This is a genomic window from Bacteroides sp. 51, from assembly GCF_010500965.1.
GTDB lineage: Bacteria > Bacteroidota > Bacteroidia > Bacteroidales > Bacteroidaceae > Bacteroides.
The window spans coordinates 297,894-318,909 of the sequence record NZ_QVMI01000001.1 but is presented as its reverse complement, the minus strand read 5'-3'; the positions used below and the strand labels follow the sequence as shown (position 1 = coordinate 318,909).

Here is a 21,016-nt window from a genome sequence, read left to right as displayed (position 1 = left end):
TTATGAGAGATCAACAAGTATACAGAAACAAAAGTTCTTTATTTAAAGTTATTTACAGATTTATTATCAGAATTTGATTCGGAGCTGTAGCTGCAAGTCGCACTTTTTGTTTCCCTCAATAAGATCATTACCCGAACCTATCTCATCCCGATCCGAGTAAGTTGTTTGCCCGTAACGAGCAATAAACATCCAGTTTTTGTTCGGATCATATCGAAAAAACGCATTCAGTCGGGTACCTTTACCATAAAAAGAAGGAGTATAAAAGGTATTAAGTAAACCTTTCTCGTAGGCATATACACGCGAAGCATAATCGTCCGTTTTAAAGAATGAACCTTGAAGTTCAAAACGAAGAGGGAAGGTTGGAAAAGCATAAGATACAGCCTGAACAAAATGAAAGCCCTGACTGGGTGAAACATCTTGCGGATAGATGCGATTATAGTCTACAGTTGAACGAAGAGATATATTCGCAGGTAGTGTGTAAGTAAACTGATATCTCAACCGGTGATGATATAACGGGCGGACAGTTTTGTTTTTAGATTCATCTGTATAGTTTTTCTCTTTCTTCTTATACCGGTAACGAATATACATCTGAAGGTTTTCACGCGGCTTAAAAGTAGCCTTCGCTGATAAATCATAACCCTGCGAAGGAGCATCAACCAGGTACTTCCACCAGGGAAAAGAAAAGAAATCGGCAGAAAGGAAAAACGTCCAGTAACGAATCGGACGGGCTTCGACAGCCACATACCAACCGTTCTCGTTTTGCACATATCCTCCTTCGGAAAAGGAACGGGCAAACAGGTTCCAATAGTTATAAGCATAATACCGGTGCAACAGCATAACCTGATAGGTTTGTCTGTAAGAGTAATTAACAGCATTTAATGTTGCGATATTATTGTTCTTATCCATAGCTGTCTCGCCCAGGAAAGTAAACCGTTGCCACCGGTACTTATAATTCAAGCCGATGTTATGGAAGTTATTTCCCCGGATGTTGTACTTGGAATATTCACGGATCTGAGGTTCATATGGGCGATCGAAAAAGTAATATATACCGGTTACCCCGATTTTCAATTTATTCTTTGAATATTCAATGTTTCCACCTGCCAGTTGCATAGTAGCCACCTCTCTCCTATCCGCTTCTTTTTGTGTACGATGCAAACCGGTCTTTTGGATAGATGTTATGCTCTCGCCGGTTGCAATAGCATCCAACGAACGATGTGAGTAGAAAGCAGACACAACAAAGCGGTTGAATTGCACTGCCGCAGCTACTCCACGGAAGTAATTGTATTCATCCGTAGAAGAATGTTTCCGGATGCTGTTCTTTCGTGTTACCATAGAAGATAAGCTTGTACTCTTTCCCAACATAAAATCATTACTCATAACCAATCCTTGTCCAAAGCTAAGACGATAGTTCCCTAAGGCTAAAGCTTTTAACTTACGAATATTACGCAGATAGAAATAGAAAGAATAATAGTCATACCCTTTCGTATTATGCAAAGCAAACATTGGTTCGCCGGCATCTTTTTCGGCAGTAACACCTGCATATATCTGATCTTTATAACGGAAACTATATCGTAATGAATGATATATTGAAGGTCCGAGATAAGCTGATTCATATCCTTTCCGCTTATAAAAAGGAATGTCCACACGGGTTAATATTTCATTTTTACCATAAGATAGTATATTTTTAATGGTAGGTAAAGGTTCTTTTTCGGCTACAGGAAGCACACAAACAAAAGGAAGCAAATATTGAATAGTTTGCCTGTCCATCTCTTCAACCATCTGTAATTCATAAATGGTTTTCATCTGCCCATTGATATACAAGTATGCAAGTATATTTTCTATTTGCAGATCGCTTAGAAAAGGAAATTGCTCAAGTTGTTCTTTAGTAATGATATTCAGGTTGATAGGTTCCCGGATTCTGTCATAGAGTTCTTCAATTTCGTTATCCCAGTTATAAGATTCTTCTTCACTGCTTTCAATAAGTTGTTCCAATACATCTTCCATACCCGATTCGATTGTGTTTTGGCCAAAAGTATCAGTTGTATAGACATAAAAAAATAGAAAAAGTACAGTGGTTACTTTTATGTATTTCATCGTATTTATTGGTGTGTGTTTGCTAAAATCGGCGGCGAAGTTAGCTTAATAAAGTTAATACGACAAGGAAAAATACGATTCCCGGAAAAGAATATAAATTAATCGTTTATTTTTGTACCTATGATTAAGCGGCTTAACCTATTAATTATTAACCTGTTCATATTTACAGGAATGTTTCTTTGTAAAGCACAGGACGAACAAAATAATAAAATCTATCTTGTTCCGATGTGTGTATATCAGGGAGACACTATTCCTTGTGTGCAGTTAAGAGAAGTCCTTATCTTTAAACCGCTGAAATTCAAGAATAATAAAGAAAGGCAAGAATACGATCGGCTGATACGTAATGTAAAAAGAACCCTACCCATTGCCAAAGAGATACAACGCGCTATTATCGAAACCTACGAATATCTGGAAACCTTACCCGACAAAAAAGCAAAAGATAAACACATTAAACGTGTGGAAAAAGGGCTGAAAGAACAATATACCGCACAAATGAAAAAGCTTTCTTTTTCGCAAGGCAAACTCCTTATTAAACTGGTTGACAGAGAGTCTAATCAGTCCTCCTATGAATTAGTAAAAGCTTTTATGGGACCCTTCAAAGCGGGATTTTACCAAACCTTTGCCGGATTATTCGGAGCCAGCCTTAAAAAAGAATACGACCCGCTGGGCGAAGATAAACTTACCGAACGAGTCGTATTGCTGGTTGAAAACGGACAATTATAATGCCATTATCATTGTAAAATCAGATAGAAAACGTATTAAATGATTTTGCTTTCATAGATACAGGATATACTTTTCCATTAATCTGTATATGAATAGTTTTCTCTGTATTTTCCTTATTAACTACCACTACTATTATTTTTCCATCAGGGTTTATAAAAGCCAGATGATCGTTTTTTTCGGCTAAGGTTAATAGTCGGTATGCACCGGAAGAAACAAAATGAGATACATGCTTCATGATGTAAAACTCTGGGTTATATGTTACTTTACCAGTTTCTTTATTTATAGAAATAAGAGCATTTTGCTTCCATCCCCACATACTCTTACCGGTATCATCCAATACCATATTCCAATAAGCATATACATTGGCGCCATTGTTTAGATAATGATTAATCAGTCCCCAGGTATACTCCGCAGCTGCCCAATCGTTTGCTCCATTTCCACATTCGGATTCGGTTTGCATGATTTTCAGCTGTGGATATTCTTTATGGATAGTAGGAATAGCACCTTTACCCGCCCACTGAAACCCTACACCTTTGATGTATTTTGCAGCTTTATCATTGTCGAGTGCAGTTTTTGTATAATTTGGGTTATCCCGGTTAATGGTACCAAAATAAATATCTGATTTAATTTTCTCCTCTTCAAACTTAGGTCCTAAGAAATCACTGATAAAATAAGCCAGGTCTTCGGAACGCCAGTTACAACTTGGAAAGATCTGATTGGAACAAGGTTCATTCTGCACATGAATAGCTTCAACATTTATCCCTTCTTTCTCGTATGCTTGAATGAATTTAGTAAAATAAAGAGCATAAGATTTCAGGTATCCACGTTCCATTTTAAAGGCTGTGGTAGGGGTTTCGGTTATCTTTTCTTCCGGCATACCATTATAATCTGTTCCGTTTCCATTGGTATTTCCGGCATAATGATTATTACTTTTCATCCATGCAGGTGGACACCAGGGTGAAGCAAAGATCTTCATATCCGGATTTTTCTGCAAAGCTGCTTTTATATAAGGAATGAGGATGTAGCGATCGCGATGTATATTGAAATTTATCATGTTAAAATCATCAGCTACATCATTCAACGAATAAAATCCAAGACCATAATCACTGGCACCAATCGGCATACGACAATACGTATAATTAGATTGTGAAGAACTGAAAAGGTTTTGTATTACATTATCCCGTTCCTGCGGAGTAAGTGTCATCAATGCATCCCAACCCATCTCATTGAAACAACCGCCAAAACCATCAATATACTGGGCTTTTTGATCGGAAACATCAATATCAATGGAGATATCGGATACTGACTTTAAAGGTTTAATCGCCTTTTCTTTTTGCCAGGGAGAAGTTTCAACACTATAAATCCATTCCAGATTCTGGCCACTGACATAACCTGCTATCAGCAGGAAAAAGATAGAAATTCTTGTTTTCATTTTACTTTTAGTATTGATTAAATAATGGTTAATCGAAAAATACTTAAAGTAAATAGCAACACATTAACGTAGTTATTAACAGAGTAGTTAATAAAATGATTTTAACGGAAAATTAACAAAACAGACAGAGTAATTATAGAAATTAATATATTAATCTTTAAGCTTATTAAATAAATCCCAGATCACAATTCCGGCAGTAACCGACACATTCAGCGAATGTTTAGTTCCGTATTGGGGTATTTCAATACATCCATGCGAGTGGTCAATCACTTCTTGTTTCACTCCTTTTACCTCATTTCCCATAATAACCGCGTACTTTTTAGATCTGTCTAAAGATAATTCATTAAGCATCACGCTCCCTTCAGCCTGTTCCACCGAGTAGACTATATATCCTTCCTGTTTGAGTTCTTCAACAGCATCTACTGTGTTCTTTACATATTTCCAATTCACAGTAAACTCGGCACCTAATGCGGTTTTATGCATTTCAGGATGTGGAGGAACAGCAGTAATACCACACAGATAGATGCATTCTATACAAAAAGCATCCGAAGTACGGAATACCGAACCTATATTGTGAAGGCTTCTGATATCATCCAATACCACTACCAAAGGTAGTTTTCGGGTGGCTGCAAATTCTTCGGGAGTAATTCTGTTCAGCTCGGTTATTTTTAGTTTACGCATGGTTTTATACTTTTCCACAAAAGTACTTTGTTTTGTGGAAAGGGTTGTTGAAAACAGTGGAAAACTTATTGATAAAACATCAAAGAAATCTCTTCCAATTATTTTGGAATCTAATAATTACTTATAAGTTCGCCCGGAAATGAACAATCCAAAAAAGTTTGATGGAATTTTCAATTGTAGATTAAACACTTTTTTCAGCTATTAACAGGATGTTTATATCATAAAGTTCTTAACTTTGCACTTTATCAACAGGTTGTTGAAACAGTATAATAGATGCCTGATAATCAATAACTCATTTCTTTTTTGTCTTGTTAATACTGTACTAACAGTCATCATTCTAAGACTAATATCTTAATAAACAAGAAAAAGACAACCAAATTAATAACACTATTAACAGGCTAATATTATCACCATAGATTTTTTTCTTAAAACTAAAGAATAAATAATTTAATAATGAAAAAAGACGAATGGTTGAAAACTGGTTTTGTGAATGAGCCGGTGGACAAGGACATCGATTTGAAAGTGGCTATCGACAGACTGAGAAAAGAAAAAAATGCTGTTATCCTGGCGCACTACTACCAGGAGGGTGAAATACAAGATATAGCGGATTTTGTTGGCGATAGTCTGGCTTTGGCTCAATGGGCGGCAAAAACCACTGCCGACATTATTGTATTGTGTGGTGTTCATTTTATGGGCGAGACTGCCAAAGTGCTTTGTCCGGATAAGAAAGTGCTGGTTCCTGACCTGAATGCTGGCTGTTCGTTGGCCGACAGCTGTCCGGCCGATAAGTTTGCACAATTTGTCAAAGAGCATCCTGGATATACGGTGATATCCTACGTAAATACAACAGCTGCGGTAAAGGCGGTAACTGATGTGGTAGTTACATCGACCAACGCCAAGCAGATCGTTGAAAGTTTCCCTAAAGATGAGAAAATAATCTTTGGTCCGGACCGGAATCTGGGTAATTATATTAACTCTATTACGAACAGAAATATGTTGCTTTGGGATGGTGCCTGCCATGTACATGAACAGTTTTCTGTGGAGAAGATCGTAGAGCTGAAAGCACAGTACCCGGATGCTTTGGTACTTGCCCATCCCGAATGTAAAAGTACAGTATTGAAGTTGGCTGATTATATTGGTTCTACGGCTGCATTATTGAAATTTGCAACGAAGAGTGAAGTGAAGAGATTCATTGTAGCTACTGAATCGGGCATTCTGCATGAGATGCAGAAACAAGCACCCGATAAAACGTTTATTCCTGCCCCTCCTAACGATAGTACATGTGCATGCAATGAATGTAGCTTTATGCGGTTGAATACGCTGGAAAAGCTTTATAATTGCCTTAAATACGAATTCCCTGAGATAGAAGTTGATCCTGATATTGCTAAAGAAGCTGTGAAGCCTATTAAACGGATGTTAGATATTTCTGAGCAACTAGGGTTGTAAATAGACAATTGTACTTATTTATATTGATATAACTTGCAGATTATTAGGTTAATTGGATAAATTTTATATATTTGTGGTTAATTTTTCTAATTTAATCTAATATTGTATGAGTGTAGTGAAAAAAATTACGGTTGGCGGTGTACTCCAGGAAGGATTTAGCATCGGTTTGAAAAACGCGGTTTCGTTGTTGGGTGCTGTATTGTTGTGGGCAATCACTTTTTGGATTCCCTATTTGAATGTAGGTACAACAATTGCTATGGCTACTATTCCTGCTGAATTAAGTAAAGGGAAAGTTATTTCTCCTACGTTTATTTTTGATGCTAAATATCGGAAATATATGGGAGAGTTCTTTAACCTGTTGGGATTGATGTTTATGTCTATTTTCCCGGCTCTGCTTTTCGTTATTATTCCGGCTTATGTAATCGCTTTAGGCTGGTGTCTGGCTATATTTATTATGTTTGATAAAGGGATTTCTCCATCTGAGGCTCTGATTCGGAGTAATCACGCTACATACGGATATAAATGGACAATCTTCTTTGTTATATTCATATTGGGTATTGCTAATTATATCCTGACTCTTATATTTGCTCTTATTCCTTTCCTTGGACCATTATTGGTTATCGCTTTGATGTTGATTTATAACGCGGTTATGTTGGGTTGCTTTGCTGTAATTTACAGAGATCTGACGAAAGAGGAAGCGGATGTTACTCCGGCAGAATTACCTGCTCCTCCACCTCCTGTTATCCCTGAGCCAACTGTAGAAGCTCCTACTATTGAGTAGTTATTGAAATATTACATATTAAAAAAGAGTAGCATAAGTTAATTCCATCACGTCATTGCGAGGGTTTACCCGAAGCAATCCAGTTCACAGTGTGCATAATCTGGATTGCTTCACTACGTTCGCAATGACGGGATGGGATTGATTTAGGCCAGGAATTCGCATAACTTATTTACAGCCAAGGCCCGGTGGCTGATTTCGTTCTTTACATCATTACCTAATTCTGCAAAGGTCTTGTTATAACCATCAGGTATGAAAATGGGATCATATCCGAAGCCTGCTTCTCCCCTCTTTTCTTTGATAATGGTTCCTTTGATGATGCCTTCGAAGAGATAAGTTTTGCCATCCAGTATAAGTGAAATAGCAGTGCGGAACTGTGCTCTGCGGTTTTCTATACCTTCCAGTTTTTCCAATACTTTCAGCATATTGGCCTGAGCGCTCTTTTCTTCTCCTGCATATCGTGCAGAGTAAACGCCAGGCTCATTGTTTAATGCTTCTATTTCAAGGCCTGTATCGTCAGCAAAAGCATTAAATCCGTAGTTTTGATAGATGTATTCTGCTTTGAGTAATGCATTTCCTTCTAATGTATCTGAGGTTTCGGGGATATCTACATTGCAGTTGATGTCTGCAAGGCTTAATACTTCTATTTTATCTCCCAGTATTTGAGATACTTCTTCCAGTTTATGGGGATTGTTGGTAGCGAAAACTAACTTCATTAAATTTACAATTTGACGATTTACTATTTACGATTGGAGATACTTGGTATTTACAATTTGACGATTTGCTATATCACTATTTACTAACTAACTTCAATCGTAAATAGTAAATCGTCAAATCGTAAATCACTTCACTTTTATACGATCGAATCCTTCTCCATAAACTCCAATAACGGAACTTTGGGAGATGAAAGCATTGGGATCGATGTCTTTAACTAACCGGAATATACCTACGGATTGGCTTTTTTTGGCTAGTACAACAAGCACTTTAACATCGTTTTTGCTGTACCATCCGGTTCCGTCCAGTACGGTTACTCCACGGTGTGTTTCGGAAATGATGCGGTCGGCTATTTTCTGGTAATCTTTGGAGAAGATAAGGAACTGTACGGATTGACGCGCACTGTTGATCACCATATCGAGAATATAGCTGATAACGATTAGCGTAACAAAACCGAATACGACGCGTTTCCAGTCTTCGAAGACAAAATAACAGGAAGAGATGATGATAATATCGCAATAGAGAATCATGCGTCCGAAGGTTACGTCGCGGTATTTGTTGACTACAGCGGCAATGATATCCGTTCCTCCGGTGCTTCCGTTATTGATAAAGACTATACCCAATCCTAGTCCGCAGAGAGCTGCGCCGACAATACATGCCATAAACTCCTGCCCTTCACCAATAATCTTTGTATCTCCTACGACTTGTTGGAAGAATCCCAAAAGGAAGGTGAGCATAAAGATAGCGAAACCAGTTTTAATGGTGAATTTGGCTCCCATTATTTTCATGGCAAAGGCCATGAGTATAGCATTGATAATAAAGTAGGTGTATTGGAGTGGGAATCCGGTGGCATAGAAAACAATAGCCGAGATACCGGTTACTCCCCCGGTAGTTATCTGATAGGGCAGCAAGAATGCCGCCCAACCCATTGCGTAACAACATAATCCGAATGTAATGAAGATTAAATCTTTGAATTCGCGTAGAATATCGGATTTAGTGGGTTTATACATGTTGAGTTTTGAGTTATGGGTTATGAGTTATGAGTTATGAGTTATGAGTTATGAGTTTTAGTGCCGCATGGTAAACTCATAACTCAAAACTTATAACTCAAAACTTAAATTACGATATTAACGATCTTCTTTGGTACGATAATTACCTTTTTAGGGTCTTTACCTTCCATCCACTTGTGGGCACGTTCATCATTCAATACGGTGGTTTGAATGTGTTCGTTGGTTGCATCGGCGGCGAATTCGATATTGAAGCGTGCTTTACCGTTGAAAGAAATGGTGTAGTTTACTACATCTTCTTTTAGGTATTCTTCATTGTAAGCCGGCCATTGGGTATCGAAAACAGATCCTTCATTACCCAGAGTTTCCCAAAGTTCTTCGCAGGTGTGAGGAGCAAAGGGGGAGAGGGTAATGATTAGTTGATTCAGGATTTCTTTCTTGTTGCATTTCAACGTAAACAGTTCGTTTACACAAATCATAAAGGCGCTTACGGAGGTGTTGAAAGAGAATTGTTCAATATCTCCTGTAACCTTTTTGATAAGTTTATGCAAGGCTTTCAGTTCATCTTTGGTTGCTGGTTCGTCGGTTACCAAATATTCGTCGGTACGGCTGTAGAACAACGACCAGAATTTACGGATGAAACGGTAAACACCATCAATACCGTTGGTATCCCAGGGTTTGGATTGTTCCAATGGTCCGAGGAACATTTCGTACATACGTAGGGTATCTGCTCCGTATTTATCGACAATAACATCGGGGTTTACTACGTTGAACATGGATTTACTCATCTTCTCAACGGCCCAACCGCAGATGTATTTACCATCGTCTTCGAAAATAAATTCGGCGGTGGCAAATTCGGGGCGCCATGCTTTAAAGGCTTCGACGTCGAGTATATCATTGGATACGATGTTTACATCGACATGCAATGGGGTGACATCGTATTCGTCTTTTTTATTCAGGGATACGAATGTATTGGAGTTTTTGATGCGGTATACAAAGTTACTGCGTCCCTGGATCATACCTTGGTTAATCAGCTTCTGGAAGGGTTCTTCTTTGATGGCTACGCCCATATCAAATAAGAATTTGTTCCAGAAACGAGAGTAGATCAAGTGTCCGGTAGCATGTTCGGTACCACCCACGTACAGGTCTACGTTTTTCCAATAGTTAACGATGTTTGGTGCTACCAGGTAATCGTTGTCTTTTGGGTCCATATAGCGCAGGTAATAGGCTGAGGAACCGGCAAATCCCGGCATGGTGTTTAATTCCAACGGGAAGATGGTGATGTTGTCTATTTCGGTGTTGTCGACTACTTTTTTGTTTACTGTATCCCAGGCCCAGTGCGTTGCGTTGCCCAATGGGGGTTCTCCGGTTTCGGTAGGCAGGTATTTGTCTACTTCGGGAAGTTCCAACGGCAGGCAATCTTCGGGGAGCATTTGGGGCATATTATCTTTATAATATACCGGGAATGGTTCTCCCCAATAGCGTTGACGGGAGAAGATGGCATCGCGCAGGCGATAGTTTACCTTTACTTTTCCTAGTCCGGTTTCGGTGATGTATGTTTTGGTTTTGGCGATAGCTTCTTTTACGGTCAGGCCATTCAATACCAAGCCACCTTCGGGAGTGCCGGGGCGGGGAGAGTTCATCATGATTCCTTCTTTGGCGTCAAGACTTTCTTCGGATACGTCACATCCTTCGATCAGCGGACGGATTTCCAGTCCGAAGTGTTTAGCGAATGCATAGTCGCGGCTATCGTGTGCCGGTACGGCCATGATGGCTCCGGTACCGTATCCTGCCAGTACGTAATCGCTGATCCAAACGGGGATGGCTTCGTTGGTCAGTGGATTGATGGCGTACGAACCCGAGAATACACCGCTAACGCTACGATCGGCAATACGGTCGCGTTCGGTACGTTTCTTGGTGCGTTCCAGATAAGCGTCTACTTCGACTTTCTGTTCGGGTTTGGTGAGTTGGCAAACTAATTCGCTTTCAGGAGCCAGAACCATGAACGTTACACCGAATACGGTATCGGCGCGGGTGGTGAATATGGTGAATTCCAGGTCGGAATCTTTCACTTTGAATTGCATTTCGGCACCTTCGCTGCGGCCGATCCAGTTGCGTTGGGTTTCTTTCAGGGATTCTGTCCAGTCGATGGTATCCAATCCGTCCAACAAGCGTTGTGAGTAGGCAGATACACGCAAGCACCATTGACGCATGACTTTCTGGGTAACGGGGAATCCGCCACGTTCGGAAAGCCCGTCGATGACTTCGTCGTTGGCCAATACCGTGCCCAAGCCTTCGCACCAGTTTACCATCATGTTGCCCAAATAAGCCATGCGGTAGTTCATGAGTATTTCTTGTTTGCGGTGTTCATCGTATGCGTTCCACTCATCGGCAGTGAATTCCATTTCTTCGCTGCATGCTGCGTTTAGCCCGATGTTTCCGTATGTGGGGAAGGCTTCGACCAACTCGCTGATGGGGCGGGCTTGTTTTTCGTCGTTGCAATAGTAGCTGTTGAACATTTTAACGAATGCCCATTGTGTCCATTTATAATAGACGGGGTCGCAGGTTTGGACTTCGCGGCTCCAGTCGAACGAGAAACCTATTTTATCTAATTGTTCGCGATAGCGTTTGATGTTTTCTTCGGTAGTGATTGCAGGGTGCTGACCGGTTTGGATGGCGTACTGCTCGGCAGGCAGACCGTAGGCATCGTATCCCATGGGGTTGAGGACGTTGAATCCTTGCAGGCGTTTGTAACGTGCGTAGATGTCCGACCCGATGTAGCCCAGTGGGTGGCCGACGTGTAATCCGGCTCCGGATGGATAAGGAAACATATTGAGGACGTAGAATTTTTCTTTCGAAGCATCCTCCGTCACCTGATAGGTTTTATTGTCTTCCCATCTTTTTTGCCATTTCTTTTCGATCTCCCTGAAATTGTATTCCATAATGGTAATCCTTTATATTGTGATACAGTTATTTAGTTTAAATATGAAGCATTCTGATTCGGAGTACAAAGATAGTGAAAGTATGAGTTCAATGTATCTTTTAGTGATAAAAAGACAAATACATCCTCTTACATAAAGTTTTTTTAGAAAAAAAGCATCATATCTAACACATCCTCTTGCGATGCCGATGGATAGGGTGTTCTGTAGAGATGGAAGTGGTATGGATGTGACATTCTAATATCACAAGTATCACGTTGTGCAGTTTTGCCACTCGCTGAAAGTGATGCCTTCGCATTGACGAAAGGCGCGGCTAAATGCGGTGTTATGTGAGAATCCGCACATCTCAGCAAGGTGTTCTACGGAAAGGGTGGGATCAAGTAGTGCCTGCTCTTTGGCATACTCAATGCGTTTGATGTTGATGAATGTCCAGAAGTTGCACTCGTATTCTTCGCGCAGTATACGCGAGATGTAGGTGCGGTTGGTGCCGATTAGCGAAGTAATATCGTCTACACGCAGGTTTTTTTGCAGGAATAGTTTGTCTACATCGATTGCGTGATTGAATTTGGTTAGTAGATTGGCGTGGATAGTGGGCGGATCTTCGGAATTGTCATTGAATTCGGTTATTATGTTGTTGGTTGTTAGCTCGCGCACAAAGTCTTCGGCAGTGTAGTACGAGTGGTAGGCATGGTAACAGGTATAAAATTGTATCACTCCGACGGTTACGGTAATGACCGGTACCCATGGCGTGTACGATATATACAATAGATAACCCGATGCCGAGACAATGGTGGCAAGCACCAGCAATGCCATCATTCCCCAGAGCACACCCCAATGGCGATCCAGCGACTTGTCTTCTATATTGGAAAAGAAGTCGGCCAACTGCCTGCGGTATACCAACAACCGCCTGCCGGCATAGATAATAACACAAACTGCTTGTAGGAAGAACGATAGGCTATATCCGTAGCCGTTGGCTATCTTGTGTATTTCGTAAAACGGCATGGATGCGTCGTAAGGTGCTTCGCCCTGATTCTCGATCATACTTTGTACAAAAGCGGAAGCTTCTTCATCTCCCAGCAGTAGGTAGATGGTTCCCACCAGGCTACCAAACAATATGGGTGGTAGCATTAGTAAAATGATTTTCCAGGCTACCCGGCTCTTATCTCCTGTCAGCTCACGAAAGTATAGGAATACTGCGGGTATAAATGAAAGGGTGATAAAGTAGTCTACAATATCGAGTTTGTAGTAAAGGCTGTAATTGCCGTTGAGATGCCAATAGAACGCCATAATACCCATAGAGATGGTGCATAATGCCGTAGCTACTCCCCAGATATTCTGAGAACGCGAATTCTGTTTCCTGTTTATCAGGAACATTATCGTCCAAAACAGGGATACAAAGAAAGGAGTAAATATGGCGAGACTTTTTAGCATAGTGGTTTGTATGTGCAATAAAAGGAAAAAACGAGCTGGGTAGGAGAAGCTACCCAACTCGGAATGATAATAGTTATGGAATATTATTAGGGTTCGGGATTGCCTACACCGTCGCTGCCCATAATTTCCTATTATCCCATTATTCTGATTATCTGAAATAATAACGTTTCCATTCTGTAGATAGCCTGCAATACCGCCTACTTCTCTGGTACTACTACTTCCTATTTTTCCTTTATTCAGATTATTTGAAATAGATGGTGTTATTAAGTATGGTGAGCGGTTTAAATAACCTATAATACCCGCTATTCGATAATCCCCATCTATATCTCCGTAGTTTTCACAGGCGGAAACGGATATTTAGCTTTGGCAATAACCTACAATACCGCCTATTTGATTTGTCCCATTTATGTTTCCGAAATTCTCGCAAGCTGATATGATGCTAGATATAGTTCCGCCAGCAATTCCACCAATGTTTTTTCCTCCTGATGTTACTTTTGCATAGTTTTTGCAAGAAGTTATAGTGGCACTGTAACCACAGATACCACCACAGTAATCACTTGAGGAGGAAATGGTACCGCGCGATGTACAGTTTTTGATTTCAGAATCTGCGCTACCAATGATACCTCCTACGTAATTTTCTGCGTCTGTAATATTTCCCGAGAAATGACAGTTGTCAATCGTTACATTTGGAGAAAATGCTGTTGTTCCAATTATCCCACCAATATCCTCAAGTCCATTTGCTACGATATTGGCTGCAATAGTTAGGTTCTTTATGGTAATTGGGTAGTCGTAATCGTAGATGTATCCAAAAAAACCCGCATCGTTATTATTTAGATTCAATGTTCCGCTAATGGTATGGCCACTTCCGTCGAAGTTACCATAGAAATCCCCACCGTCATGGCCTATTGGTGTCCATTGAATATCATCGGTTATGTGGATATCGGTAGTGAGTTTAAAATAACAGTCTTCGTAAGTTTCTCCGTCTAGTGTTTCTACAATCAATTTCCTTAATAGCGTGGCGGAACTTATGATATAAGGATATTCTTCGTCGTATCCGTCACCTTCGAAGTCGATACCGCTGAAATCAGTCATATTGGCTATGTCGGCATTGAATGTACTTGTTTTTACTAATGAACCTGACTGATCGGGATCAGCATTGAAAGCTATTTTGGCGGTGTACATTTTTCCGGCTTTAAACGCGGCGTCTGTACTGTTGGTAGCGGCTACGAATTCGCCTATTGTATTGCTGGAAGCATCTTTCAGTGTGACAGTGAGGTTGCCTAAAGGATTAGGCGATGGGAAAAGGGGAATATATACATCGAAGTTGGCCACCTGGCCACCGAAGTCATAACCCTCGAGCGTGAAGTCATGGGTTTTGGTGCCTAATCCATTAATTGATTGCAAAGCGGTTTCATCAGTTTTCAAGGTTACCATAGCTGGGTTTTCAGCGCCTTCGGGTAGTCTGAACGAGAATTTCAGAATGTAAGCCATGTGCTCGAATGTTATACTTGAGTTCACGAAAACTCCTCTCGCCATCATGGGTAGTTTCTTTCCGGTCAACACTTTTGTGTCATTGGCCGACTGGGAATCGGGAACTGGGAAATATGTAGCTCCATACGCTGTGGGGTCTTCTGCAAAATATGCTCTGCCGCCGTACTCCATTTCGGGTACATCGCCTATGGCGGTAAAAGTGGCGCTTTTGCCATCGGAAGAAATATCTGTTGAATTTTCTATTTTAAAGGTTGCCTTTGAGTTAGCGTCCATTTCATCGTATACTACAATTTCGTCGCCTACTTCCCATTTCACTTCTATTTTTTCTGCACCAAACGTACCGATGTCGGTATAAGACATGCGTGTTTCTGCCGGTTGGGCTATGTTGGCGCGTATGGTTACTTTGTCGCCGGTTTGCGGTTTTTCTACTTCCAAATCGTTGTTGGTACATGCTACAGGCAGGATGATGGATAAAGCCAGTATCAGGAATGGAATAAGCTGTTTGTTCTTTTTCATTAGAATTGTTCCTTCGGTGTTTAAAATGTTAGCAAATCGTTGATCATATCTCCCCACTCGTCCATTGAACTTCTACTTTGGTGTTTTGTACCTGTTCGTGTAGATGATGCGCCTTGGAATATACCTCCACCGTCGTCTACATTGCCAACGCTACCACTACCAACGCTATTAGCCATTACGCCCTCGTTTTGTACCGTGATTACCTCGATTTGAGGTGCCACGTACTTCTTTTTTGTTTGTTTCATTAATGAAAATCTATATAGTTGTTAATAAAGAAATGACGCATATGTGCAATTCGGGCGTGAATATAAGTGCCGTCTGACGAAAGGTTGATAACAGACTAACAAAACAAAATAACAGATTAACAAAAAGTGCTGAAAGGGTAATTTACGTATTGTCAAGGCATTAAATAGGTGTTCGATGAAAAGGGAGGTTTTTTAAGCGGGAGATAGAAAATAAATGAAAGTATGCATTCAATATCTGTCTTTTTCTTGATTTTGTTGTGTCGGGCCTTATTCCTTACCCGGTTGATTCTTTTTTACTCTTTTATACTTCCTATGTACTACTGTATATTAGCGACTTAATATTTTAATACTAAATATATGGCATAATTATTTGTTAATATACTAAATAGTAGTATATTTGCAAAGTAAATAAGTTAGTATTCATAGTGAAATAACTTTTTCAGGAGCTATATATAATATAAGGTGTAGAACGTACACAGTTTGCTCCGCAAGTTCTTTGATTTGATGTGAAAGTTGCCCGTAAATATAGTGGTTTGTGCGGTGCGACTGACGAATAAAAATGATGCAGTGCCTTAGTGATATTTATCCAATGGCTGAGCTGAGTTGATGCACTGGCTTAATCTGGCTGGTGTACTGGCTCAATCTCCCTGAAGTACTGGCTTAATCTAGCTGGTGTACTGGGTCGACCAGATTTAGCTACTGGATGCATGTCTTTTATCTACTGGTTGAAGGAGATTCAGCCTATGGATGAAGGACATTGATCTACTACCTGGGGTTTATTGGGGTAGTATATCGTTAGTATTAACTTATTTAAAATAATATAATTATGCAAAATATAGAAGAAAATAACGGTTTCGTTTACCGTAGTTATAATAAAGCGGAGCTTGCCCGGATGTATGTTCCCGATCGTGCTCAACGCACAGCGATGCGTATGTTTAATAAATGGCTTACTCATCACCCTCCTTTTTGGAAACGGCTTCAGCGTGAGGGTATAACCATCAAAACACAGATATTCAATACTGCCCAGGTACGGGCTATTGTTGATTATTTGGGTGAACCGTAATCGCTCCGGAATTACATTTCATTTTTTTTCGCTGTGTTCATCGGTGTTTCCCGATACAGCGTACCATTATGTACCATTACGTACCATGCCCATTTTGGGCTGTCCTACCTTTGCATCAGAGATCAAAACGAAGACGAGAGGTGCACTATCCGATTCAATGATCCGAATTAATAAGTATAAATCAAAATAAAAAAAAATAGAATTATGTCAATAGCAGTTATGCGTTGTAAACGCAACAAATTTATCAGTGATCCAACTTCGCCCGTGTTGAATTATCTTAAACTAGTACCAGGGCACATGAAGTTATATACCATCGATGAAATTGCTTCCGAAACCGAAATTGCCGGTGGTATGAGTGCCGAAGATGTGACGCATGTCGTAAAATCGTTCATCCGCTCTATGCGCCGAATCCTTGCCAAAGGCGATAAGGTGAAAGTCGACGGTCTGGGTATTTTCCACGTTACTTTCAGTTGCGAAGGCAAGGAGGAAGAAAAGGATTGTACAGTGAAAAGTATCAAACGCGTAAATATTCGCTTTAAAGTAGATAACACTCTTCGTTTAGTGAACGAGGCAAACGCAACTACACGTGGCGCAGCAAATAATGTGGAGTTCTATATCAGCGGCAAGGGCAGCGAGGCGCTGCACCCAGGCAACAATGCTGGTGGAAGCGATGACGACGACGAAGTAGTAGACCCGGGATTCTAGGCCCCGAGACGGGGCTGCCAGGTTTCCATGCGGGTGGCAAGGTGCCGCTGTCAGGTTTTGATGTCGACTAAAAGAGTTGGCTGTGGCGGCTTACTAAAATTAAAAAAAGAGTAAAATAATCGGGTGGTGGTTTACCACCACTATAAAAACAAACAAATTATGAGTAAACAAAAAACATGGGATGTAATCCTGAAAGTAATTATTGCAGCCATTAGTGCACTGGCAGGTGCGCTGGGGGCGAGTGCAATGACATTGTAAAAGTAATGCTGAAGGTTATCTGAGAGAGCAGACATCTCTCAGAACCTTTGGCATCCCTCTATAAAACAAATATTATAAAACAAAATTTCAATCATCATAAAACAACATTGTTATATGAAAAAAAATATTATTCTATTGACCTGTTTATTGTTGGGATGCATGGCAAATATATACGCCACCCAACTTAAAAAAGACTCCATTTCCTTGCATGGAAAGGATACTCTGCTCTTATCAAGAGCCATTCAAGCCAATTCATCATCCGACTATAGTGTTAAAGCGCCGGAAATGTACCCACTAACTCCCAATGCATCCGCCTTACAACAATACATTGATCATCCGGTTTCCTGTTTCTCGGGACTTCCTGAAATTAGTATCCCACTTTATGAAATAGATCTGAACGGATTTAAGCTTCCTACATCTATTAGTTACCATGCATCTGGTATCAAAGCCAAGCAAGAGGCTTCTTGGGTAGGACTGGGCTGGACGCTAAACACCGGCGGAATCATTACCCGGACAATTATGGGGAAAGATGACTTCGGACAGTTTCCACGTTTTTTCGCGAACACACCTAACGATTTTTATACTGAATATAGTCGAAACTATAACTTTGCATTAGAAAGAGATCATGAACCGGATATCTTTAGCTTTTCCATAAATAACTGTTCCGGGAAATTCATTTTGGACAGAAATAAAAATGCTATACTCTTAAAGTCCGAACAGGAGGTAAAAATCGAAGTGAATTTTATTAATACTGATCCACAACTTGGTTACTATCATTATGCATTCAAAATCACAGATGAGAACGGTATAATCTACAAATTCAATCATTCGGAGATCATTTCTTCTTCCGGACGGGTAGTTGAAGACGGACACTCCATAAGTCAAGCGCTTTATACATATGGCATTAGCGGAAGTGAACCCGGATCAACCAGTGCTGCTGTCAATGCCTGGTACCTCTCAGAGATCATCCTGCCAAACGGAGAAAACATCCAATTCAATTACATTGTCGATATTCAGGCTACCCGAAGTATTCCCACACTAAGCGAATGGTTTATAGATGCCCAAGCATCAACAAAACCATACCATTCCAATAAATCAAGGTTATATATATCCGAATCCAACACATCAAGAGAACTGTTGCTTCAGGAGATTCTTTGGAACAATGGCCGAATCGTATTTGAACATTCGGACAGAAGTGATATCAAATCATATTATGATTATCGTTCCCAAAAAAAACTAGAAAAGATTCGTGTTTACAATCGGTCAGAATCAACCCCATTATATACTTATCAATTCGGATATGAATATTTTAACCCAAGCTACCTGAGCACAACGAATGATGATAAATACAAGTATCTCCGGTTAAAACTAAAAACACTTCAAAAAGGATCGGCAAATGAAACAATAGAAACATATAAATTCTTCTACAATGAATCCAAGCCGATTCCTCCAAAACACACTCATCAGTATGACCATTGGGGATACTTCAATAACAATACCGTTACCCAAAAACTGCTTCCCCGGCCAGACCATCTTATGGATGAAATCAGCAAAAGAGAGCTACCTACCGATGGTGCTATTAGAACAAGTAGTAATGATTATATTTTTCTCGGTCTCCTCAATAAAATAACCTATCCAACAGGTGGCAGTTGTGAATTTACTTACGAACAAAATAGTTTTTACCACACCTTCGAAGTTAATAATGGATGGGAGAGAATTTACATAGAAACATCTGAAACTAAAGAAGAATTTTTTGAAATATCCAGTCAAACAACTGTTCAGCTGGATGGATTCCTGGAAAATCTTAATATGACTTGCGATGAATATAGAGGATTAAGCGTATATCAAAAACCAACAGGATTCTGGACCTATGTTATGAAGTGCAACAATTCTACACAGGGATATACTACACAATCGGCCGCCTTCCAGATTAACAATCCAGATGAATACTGCCATGATGATGTGGTTCAACTATACAATCCTATGCAAGAAATAACACTTTCTGCCGGAAAATATAAAATAATAGTAAATACACCTAACGGATTCGATGCTGCCTTAACTGCTCTTATAAAACGAGGTATCAGTTATGTAGGAAGAGATGCATATGGTGGAGGAGTGCGCGTTGCCGAAATAAAGACAGACGCCAAAATTCGTAAATTCACGTATAATACATCCTCCCCTGTTCAGGCTCAACTCCTTGCAACTCCACGCTATGCTATGATAAGAGAATCGAATTTGGTTGAAAAGCAATCAGAACCATTACTGCCTCTGAACGATTTTAATACAGGAGTATATGTGGGTTATGCCAATGTAAAAGAAACCATAACATCAGGTGCCGACACCTCAACCATTGAATATATATTCGATGTTGAAAAAGAGCAAGAAACTACCTTAGGGTCAGAATATGTTTGTGGACATAAACTTGAACCAGATATGTATTTTGCCTCTATGGAGTTTGCTATTTCTAATCATTTGGGTAAAGCACCGCGCATTCCGGTATATTCGAATGGGCTACCACTCGAAGTAAACTATTACGAGAATAACGCGATAAAAAAGAAAGAGAGATTATATTATGACCAAATAGAGATGGACACTACCATTTATTCCTTTAAAGTTGTTGGAAATACCATTAGATGGAATAACTCATTATATACATCCCTATCTTTTATTGAAATATTTCCATACGAAAATAAAGTAGAACGTTGGAAGGTGAGTCGAAAAGAGACAACCAATTATGAATCAACAAGCAGTCTTCAAATAACAGAAGAGTACTTATATGGAAACAATTTCAATTCGTTCAAACCCACGGAAGTGAGAATTAAAAGAAGTGACGGAAGAACAATTAAAAACACTTATAAGTATCCTGTCGACTTCAAGAATGTGGAACTTTACAGAAGTATGGTTCAAAAAAACATCTTGAAGCCTGTTATAGAAATGGCTCAATACCTTGATAATTCTTTCTTGCAAAAGAAGAAAATAAACTATACGAAAACAACAGAAGGGATATATATACCGGAAATAGAAGAACTACAAAAAGGAAGTTCGCAAACAGAGATCCGTATTGTTTACAATAAATACGATAAGTTTGGTAATCCTGTACAGATAACTAAAGACAACCAAACGAAAATCGTCTACTTGTGGAGCCATAAAGGTCAATATCCTATAGCTCAAATAATCAACACAGATCACAGCGTAGTAAATTCCGTATTAGGTAGCATCGGTTTAGGTTCGATCAACGCATTGGCAGACAATGCTAATCCTGACAAAGTGCTACTGGATAAATTGCACACTCATTCGGCGCTATCGGGTGCCATGGTAACTACGTATAAATACAAACCCTTAGTCGGTGTTATTGAAGTCACAGACCCATCAAGGCAAACTACGTATTATCAGTATGACTCTTACAACCGGCTAAAAGAAGCATATATTAAAAATGGAAGTGCAAAAGAAATCCTTGAAGTGAAAGAATATCATTATGCAAATCAATAAATAT

The 21,016-nt window shown here is 39.8% G+C and carries 16 protein-coding genes; 7 read left to right on the top strand and 9 right to left on the bottom strand.

Annotated features, from left to right (window positions below):
- Nucleotides 1-66: 66 nt before the first annotated feature.
- Entirely contained in the window at nt 67-2,094 is a 2,028-nt protein-coding gene (locus tag D0T87_RS01115) for a helix-hairpin-helix domain-containing protein (protein ID WP_163171977.1), read from the bottom strand.
- 171 nt (nt 2,095-2,265) lie between these two features.
- Between D0T87_RS01115 and D0T87_RS01110 the strand changes: the two genes are divergently transcribed.
- The gene (locus tag D0T87_RS01110; RefSeq protein WP_239063417.1) at nt 2,266-2,817 is read left to right on the top strand and encodes a DUF4294 domain-containing protein; all 552 of its coding nucleotides are present in this window, start codon (nt 2,266-2,268) and stop codon (nt 2,815-2,817) included.
- A gap of 19 nt (nt 2,818-2,836) precedes the next feature.
- Here the strand turns inward: D0T87_RS01110 and D0T87_RS01105 are convergent, their stop codons facing one another.
- Together D0T87_RS01105 and D0T87_RS01100 are read right to left on the bottom strand one after the other, a co-directional pair.
- Nucleotides 2,837-4,249, bottom strand: a complete 1,413-nt coding sequence (locus D0T87_RS01105; protein WP_163171973.1) for a glycoside hydrolase family 30 beta sandwich domain-containing protein — start codon at nt 4,247-4,249, stop codon at nt 2,837-2,839.
- A 150-nt stretch (nt 4,250-4,399) separates the two neighbouring features.
- Complete coding sequence (locus D0T87_RS01100) at nt 4,400-4,930, bottom strand: RNA methyltransferase (RefSeq protein ID WP_163172278.1); 531 nt, start codon at nt 4,928-4,930, stop codon at nt 4,400-4,402.
- 453 nt (nt 4,931-5,383) lie between these two features.
- Between D0T87_RS01100 and nadA the strand changes: the two genes are divergently transcribed.
- Together nadA and D0T87_RS01090 are read left to right on the top strand one after the other, a co-directional pair.
- Entirely contained in the window at nt 5,384-6,376 is a 993-nt protein-coding gene (gene nadA, locus D0T87_RS01095; protein WP_163171971.1) for a quinolinate synthase NadA, read from the top strand.
- A gap of 106 nt (nt 6,377-6,482) precedes the next feature.
- Nucleotides 6,483-7,157, top strand: a complete 675-nt coding sequence (locus D0T87_RS01090; RefSeq protein WP_163171969.1) for a hypothetical protein — start codon at nt 6,483-6,485, stop codon at nt 7,155-7,157.
- Between the two features lie 143 nt (nt 7,158-7,300).
- Here D0T87_RS01090 and D0T87_RS01085 read toward each other — a convergent pair whose 3' ends face one another.
- The 6 genes from D0T87_RS01085 to D0T87_RS01060 all read right to left on the bottom strand — a co-directional run bounded on the left by D0T87_RS01085 (nt 7,301) and on the right by D0T87_RS01060 (nt 15,497).
- Entirely contained in the window at nt 7,301-7,870 is a 570-nt protein-coding gene (locus tag D0T87_RS01085; protein WP_163171967.1) for a non-canonical purine NTP diphosphatase, read from the bottom strand.
- A gap of 126 nt (nt 7,871-7,996) precedes the next feature.
- Nucleotides 7,997-8,878, bottom strand: a complete 882-nt coding sequence (locus D0T87_RS01080; protein WP_163171965.1) for a YitT family protein — start codon at nt 8,876-8,878, stop codon at nt 7,997-7,999.
- A 104-nt stretch (nt 8,879-8,982) separates the two neighbouring features.
- Complete coding sequence (gene leuS / locus D0T87_RS01075) at nt 8,983-11,817, bottom strand: leucine--tRNA ligase (RefSeq protein WP_163171963.1); 2,835 nt, start codon at nt 11,815-11,817, stop codon at nt 8,983-8,985.
- Between the two features lie 249 nt (nt 11,818-12,066).
- Complete coding sequence (locus D0T87_RS01070) at nt 12,067-13,245, bottom strand: AraC family transcriptional regulator (protein WP_163171961.1); 1,179 nt, start codon at nt 13,243-13,245, stop codon at nt 12,067-12,069.
- A gap of 357 nt (nt 13,246-13,602) precedes the next feature.
- Nucleotides 13,603-15,252 carry a GLUG motif-containing protein gene (locus D0T87_RS01065; RefSeq protein WP_163171959.1) on the bottom strand — a complete coding sequence of 550 codons (1,650 nt, stop codon included), beginning with the start codon at nt 15,250-15,252 and terminating at the stop codon, nt 13,603-13,605.
- Between the two features lie 20 nt (nt 15,253-15,272).
- A complete protein-coding gene (locus D0T87_RS01060; RefSeq protein WP_163171957.1) occupies nt 15,273-15,497 on the bottom strand; it encodes a hypothetical protein in 225 nt (74 codons plus the stop codon).
- A gap of 826 nt (nt 15,498-16,323) precedes the next feature.
- Between D0T87_RS01060 and D0T87_RS01055 the strand changes: the two genes are divergently transcribed.
- The 4 genes from D0T87_RS01055 (at nt 16,324) to D0T87_RS01040 (ending at nt 21,012) form a co-directional block, all read left to right on the top strand.
- A complete protein-coding gene (locus D0T87_RS01055) occupies nt 16,324-16,560 on the top strand; it encodes a DUF4248 domain-containing protein (RefSeq protein WP_163171955.1) in 237 nt (78 codons plus the stop codon).
- A 204-nt stretch (nt 16,561-16,764) separates the two neighbouring features.
- Entirely contained in the window at nt 16,765-17,265 is a 501-nt protein-coding gene (locus D0T87_RS01050; protein WP_203558576.1) for an HU family DNA-binding protein, read from the top strand.
- 159 nt (nt 17,266-17,424) lie between these two features.
- Nucleotides 17,425-17,523 carry a smalltalk protein gene (locus D0T87_RS01045; RefSeq protein ID WP_163171953.1) on the top strand — a complete coding sequence of 33 codons (99 nt, stop codon included), beginning with the start codon at nt 17,425-17,427 and terminating at the stop codon, nt 17,521-17,523.
- Between the two features lie 114 nt (nt 17,524-17,637).
- Nucleotides 17,638-21,012: a hypothetical protein gene (locus tag D0T87_RS01040; protein ID WP_163171951.1), complete on the top strand. Its 3,375-nt coding sequence runs from the start codon at nt 17,638-17,640 to the stop codon at nt 21,010-21,012.
- Nucleotides 21,013-21,016 lie beyond the last annotated feature (4 nt).

What these genes read in the sequence shown, in the direction of transcription:
- D0T87_RS01060 (WP_163171957.1), bottom strand. Translation starts at nt 15,497, where the DNA reads ATGAAACAAACAAAAAAGAAGTACGTGGCACCTCAAATCGAGGTAATC.
- D0T87_RS01080 (WP_163171965.1), bottom strand. Translation starts at nt 8,878, where the DNA reads ATGTATAAACCCACTAAATCCGATATTCTACGCGAATTCAAAGATTTA.
- D0T87_RS01070 (WP_163171961.1), bottom strand. Translation starts at nt 13,245, where the DNA reads ATGCTAAAAAGTCTCGCCATATTTACTCCTTTCTTTGTATCCCTGTTT.
- D0T87_RS01115 (WP_163171977.1), bottom strand. Translation starts at nt 2,094, where the DNA reads ATGAAATACATAAAAGTAACCACTGTACTTTTTCTATTTTTTTATGTC.
- D0T87_RS01085 (WP_163171967.1), bottom strand. Translation starts at nt 7,870, where the DNA reads ATGAAGTTAGTTTTCGCTACCAACAATCCCCATAAACTGGAAGAAGTA.
- D0T87_RS01110 (WP_239063417.1), top strand. Translation starts at nt 2,266, where the DNA reads ATGTTTCTTTGTAAAGCACAGGACGAACAAAATAATAAAATCTATCTT.
- D0T87_RS01100 (WP_163172278.1), bottom strand. Translation starts at nt 4,930, where the DNA reads ATGCGTAAACTAAAAATAACCGAGCTGAACAGAATTACTCCCGAAGAA.
- D0T87_RS01090 (WP_163171969.1), top strand. Translation starts at nt 6,483, where the DNA reads ATGAGTGTAGTGAAAAAAATTACGGTTGGCGGTGTACTCCAGGAAGGA.
- D0T87_RS01105 (WP_163171973.1), bottom strand. Translation starts at nt 4,249, where the DNA reads ATGAAAACAAGAATTTCTATCTTTTTCCTGCTGATAGCAGGTTATGTC.
- D0T87_RS01055 (WP_163171955.1), top strand. Translation starts at nt 16,324, where the DNA reads ATGCAAAATATAGAAGAAAATAACGGTTTCGTTTACCGTAGTTATAAT.
- D0T87_RS01040 (WP_163171951.1), top strand. Translation starts at nt 17,638, where the DNA reads ATGAAAAAAAATATTATTCTATTGACCTGTTTATTGTTGGGATGCATG.
- D0T87_RS01045 (WP_163171953.1), top strand. Translation starts at nt 17,425, where the DNA reads ATGAGTAAACAAAAAACATGGGATGTAATCCTGAAAGTAATTATTGCA.
- D0T87_RS01065 (WP_163171959.1), bottom strand. Translation starts at nt 15,252, where the DNA reads ATGAAAAAGAACAAACAGCTTATTCCATTCCTGATACTGGCTTTATCC.
- leuS (WP_163171963.1), bottom strand. Translation starts at nt 11,817, where the DNA reads ATGGAATACAATTTCAGGGAGATCGAAAAGAAATGGCAAAAAAGATGG.
- nadA (WP_163171971.1), top strand. Translation starts at nt 5,384, where the DNA reads ATGAAAAAAGACGAATGGTTGAAAACTGGTTTTGTGAATGAGCCGGTG.
- D0T87_RS01050 (WP_203558576.1), top strand. Translation starts at nt 16,765, where the DNA reads ATGTCAATAGCAGTTATGCGTTGTAAACGCAACAAATTTATCAGTGAT.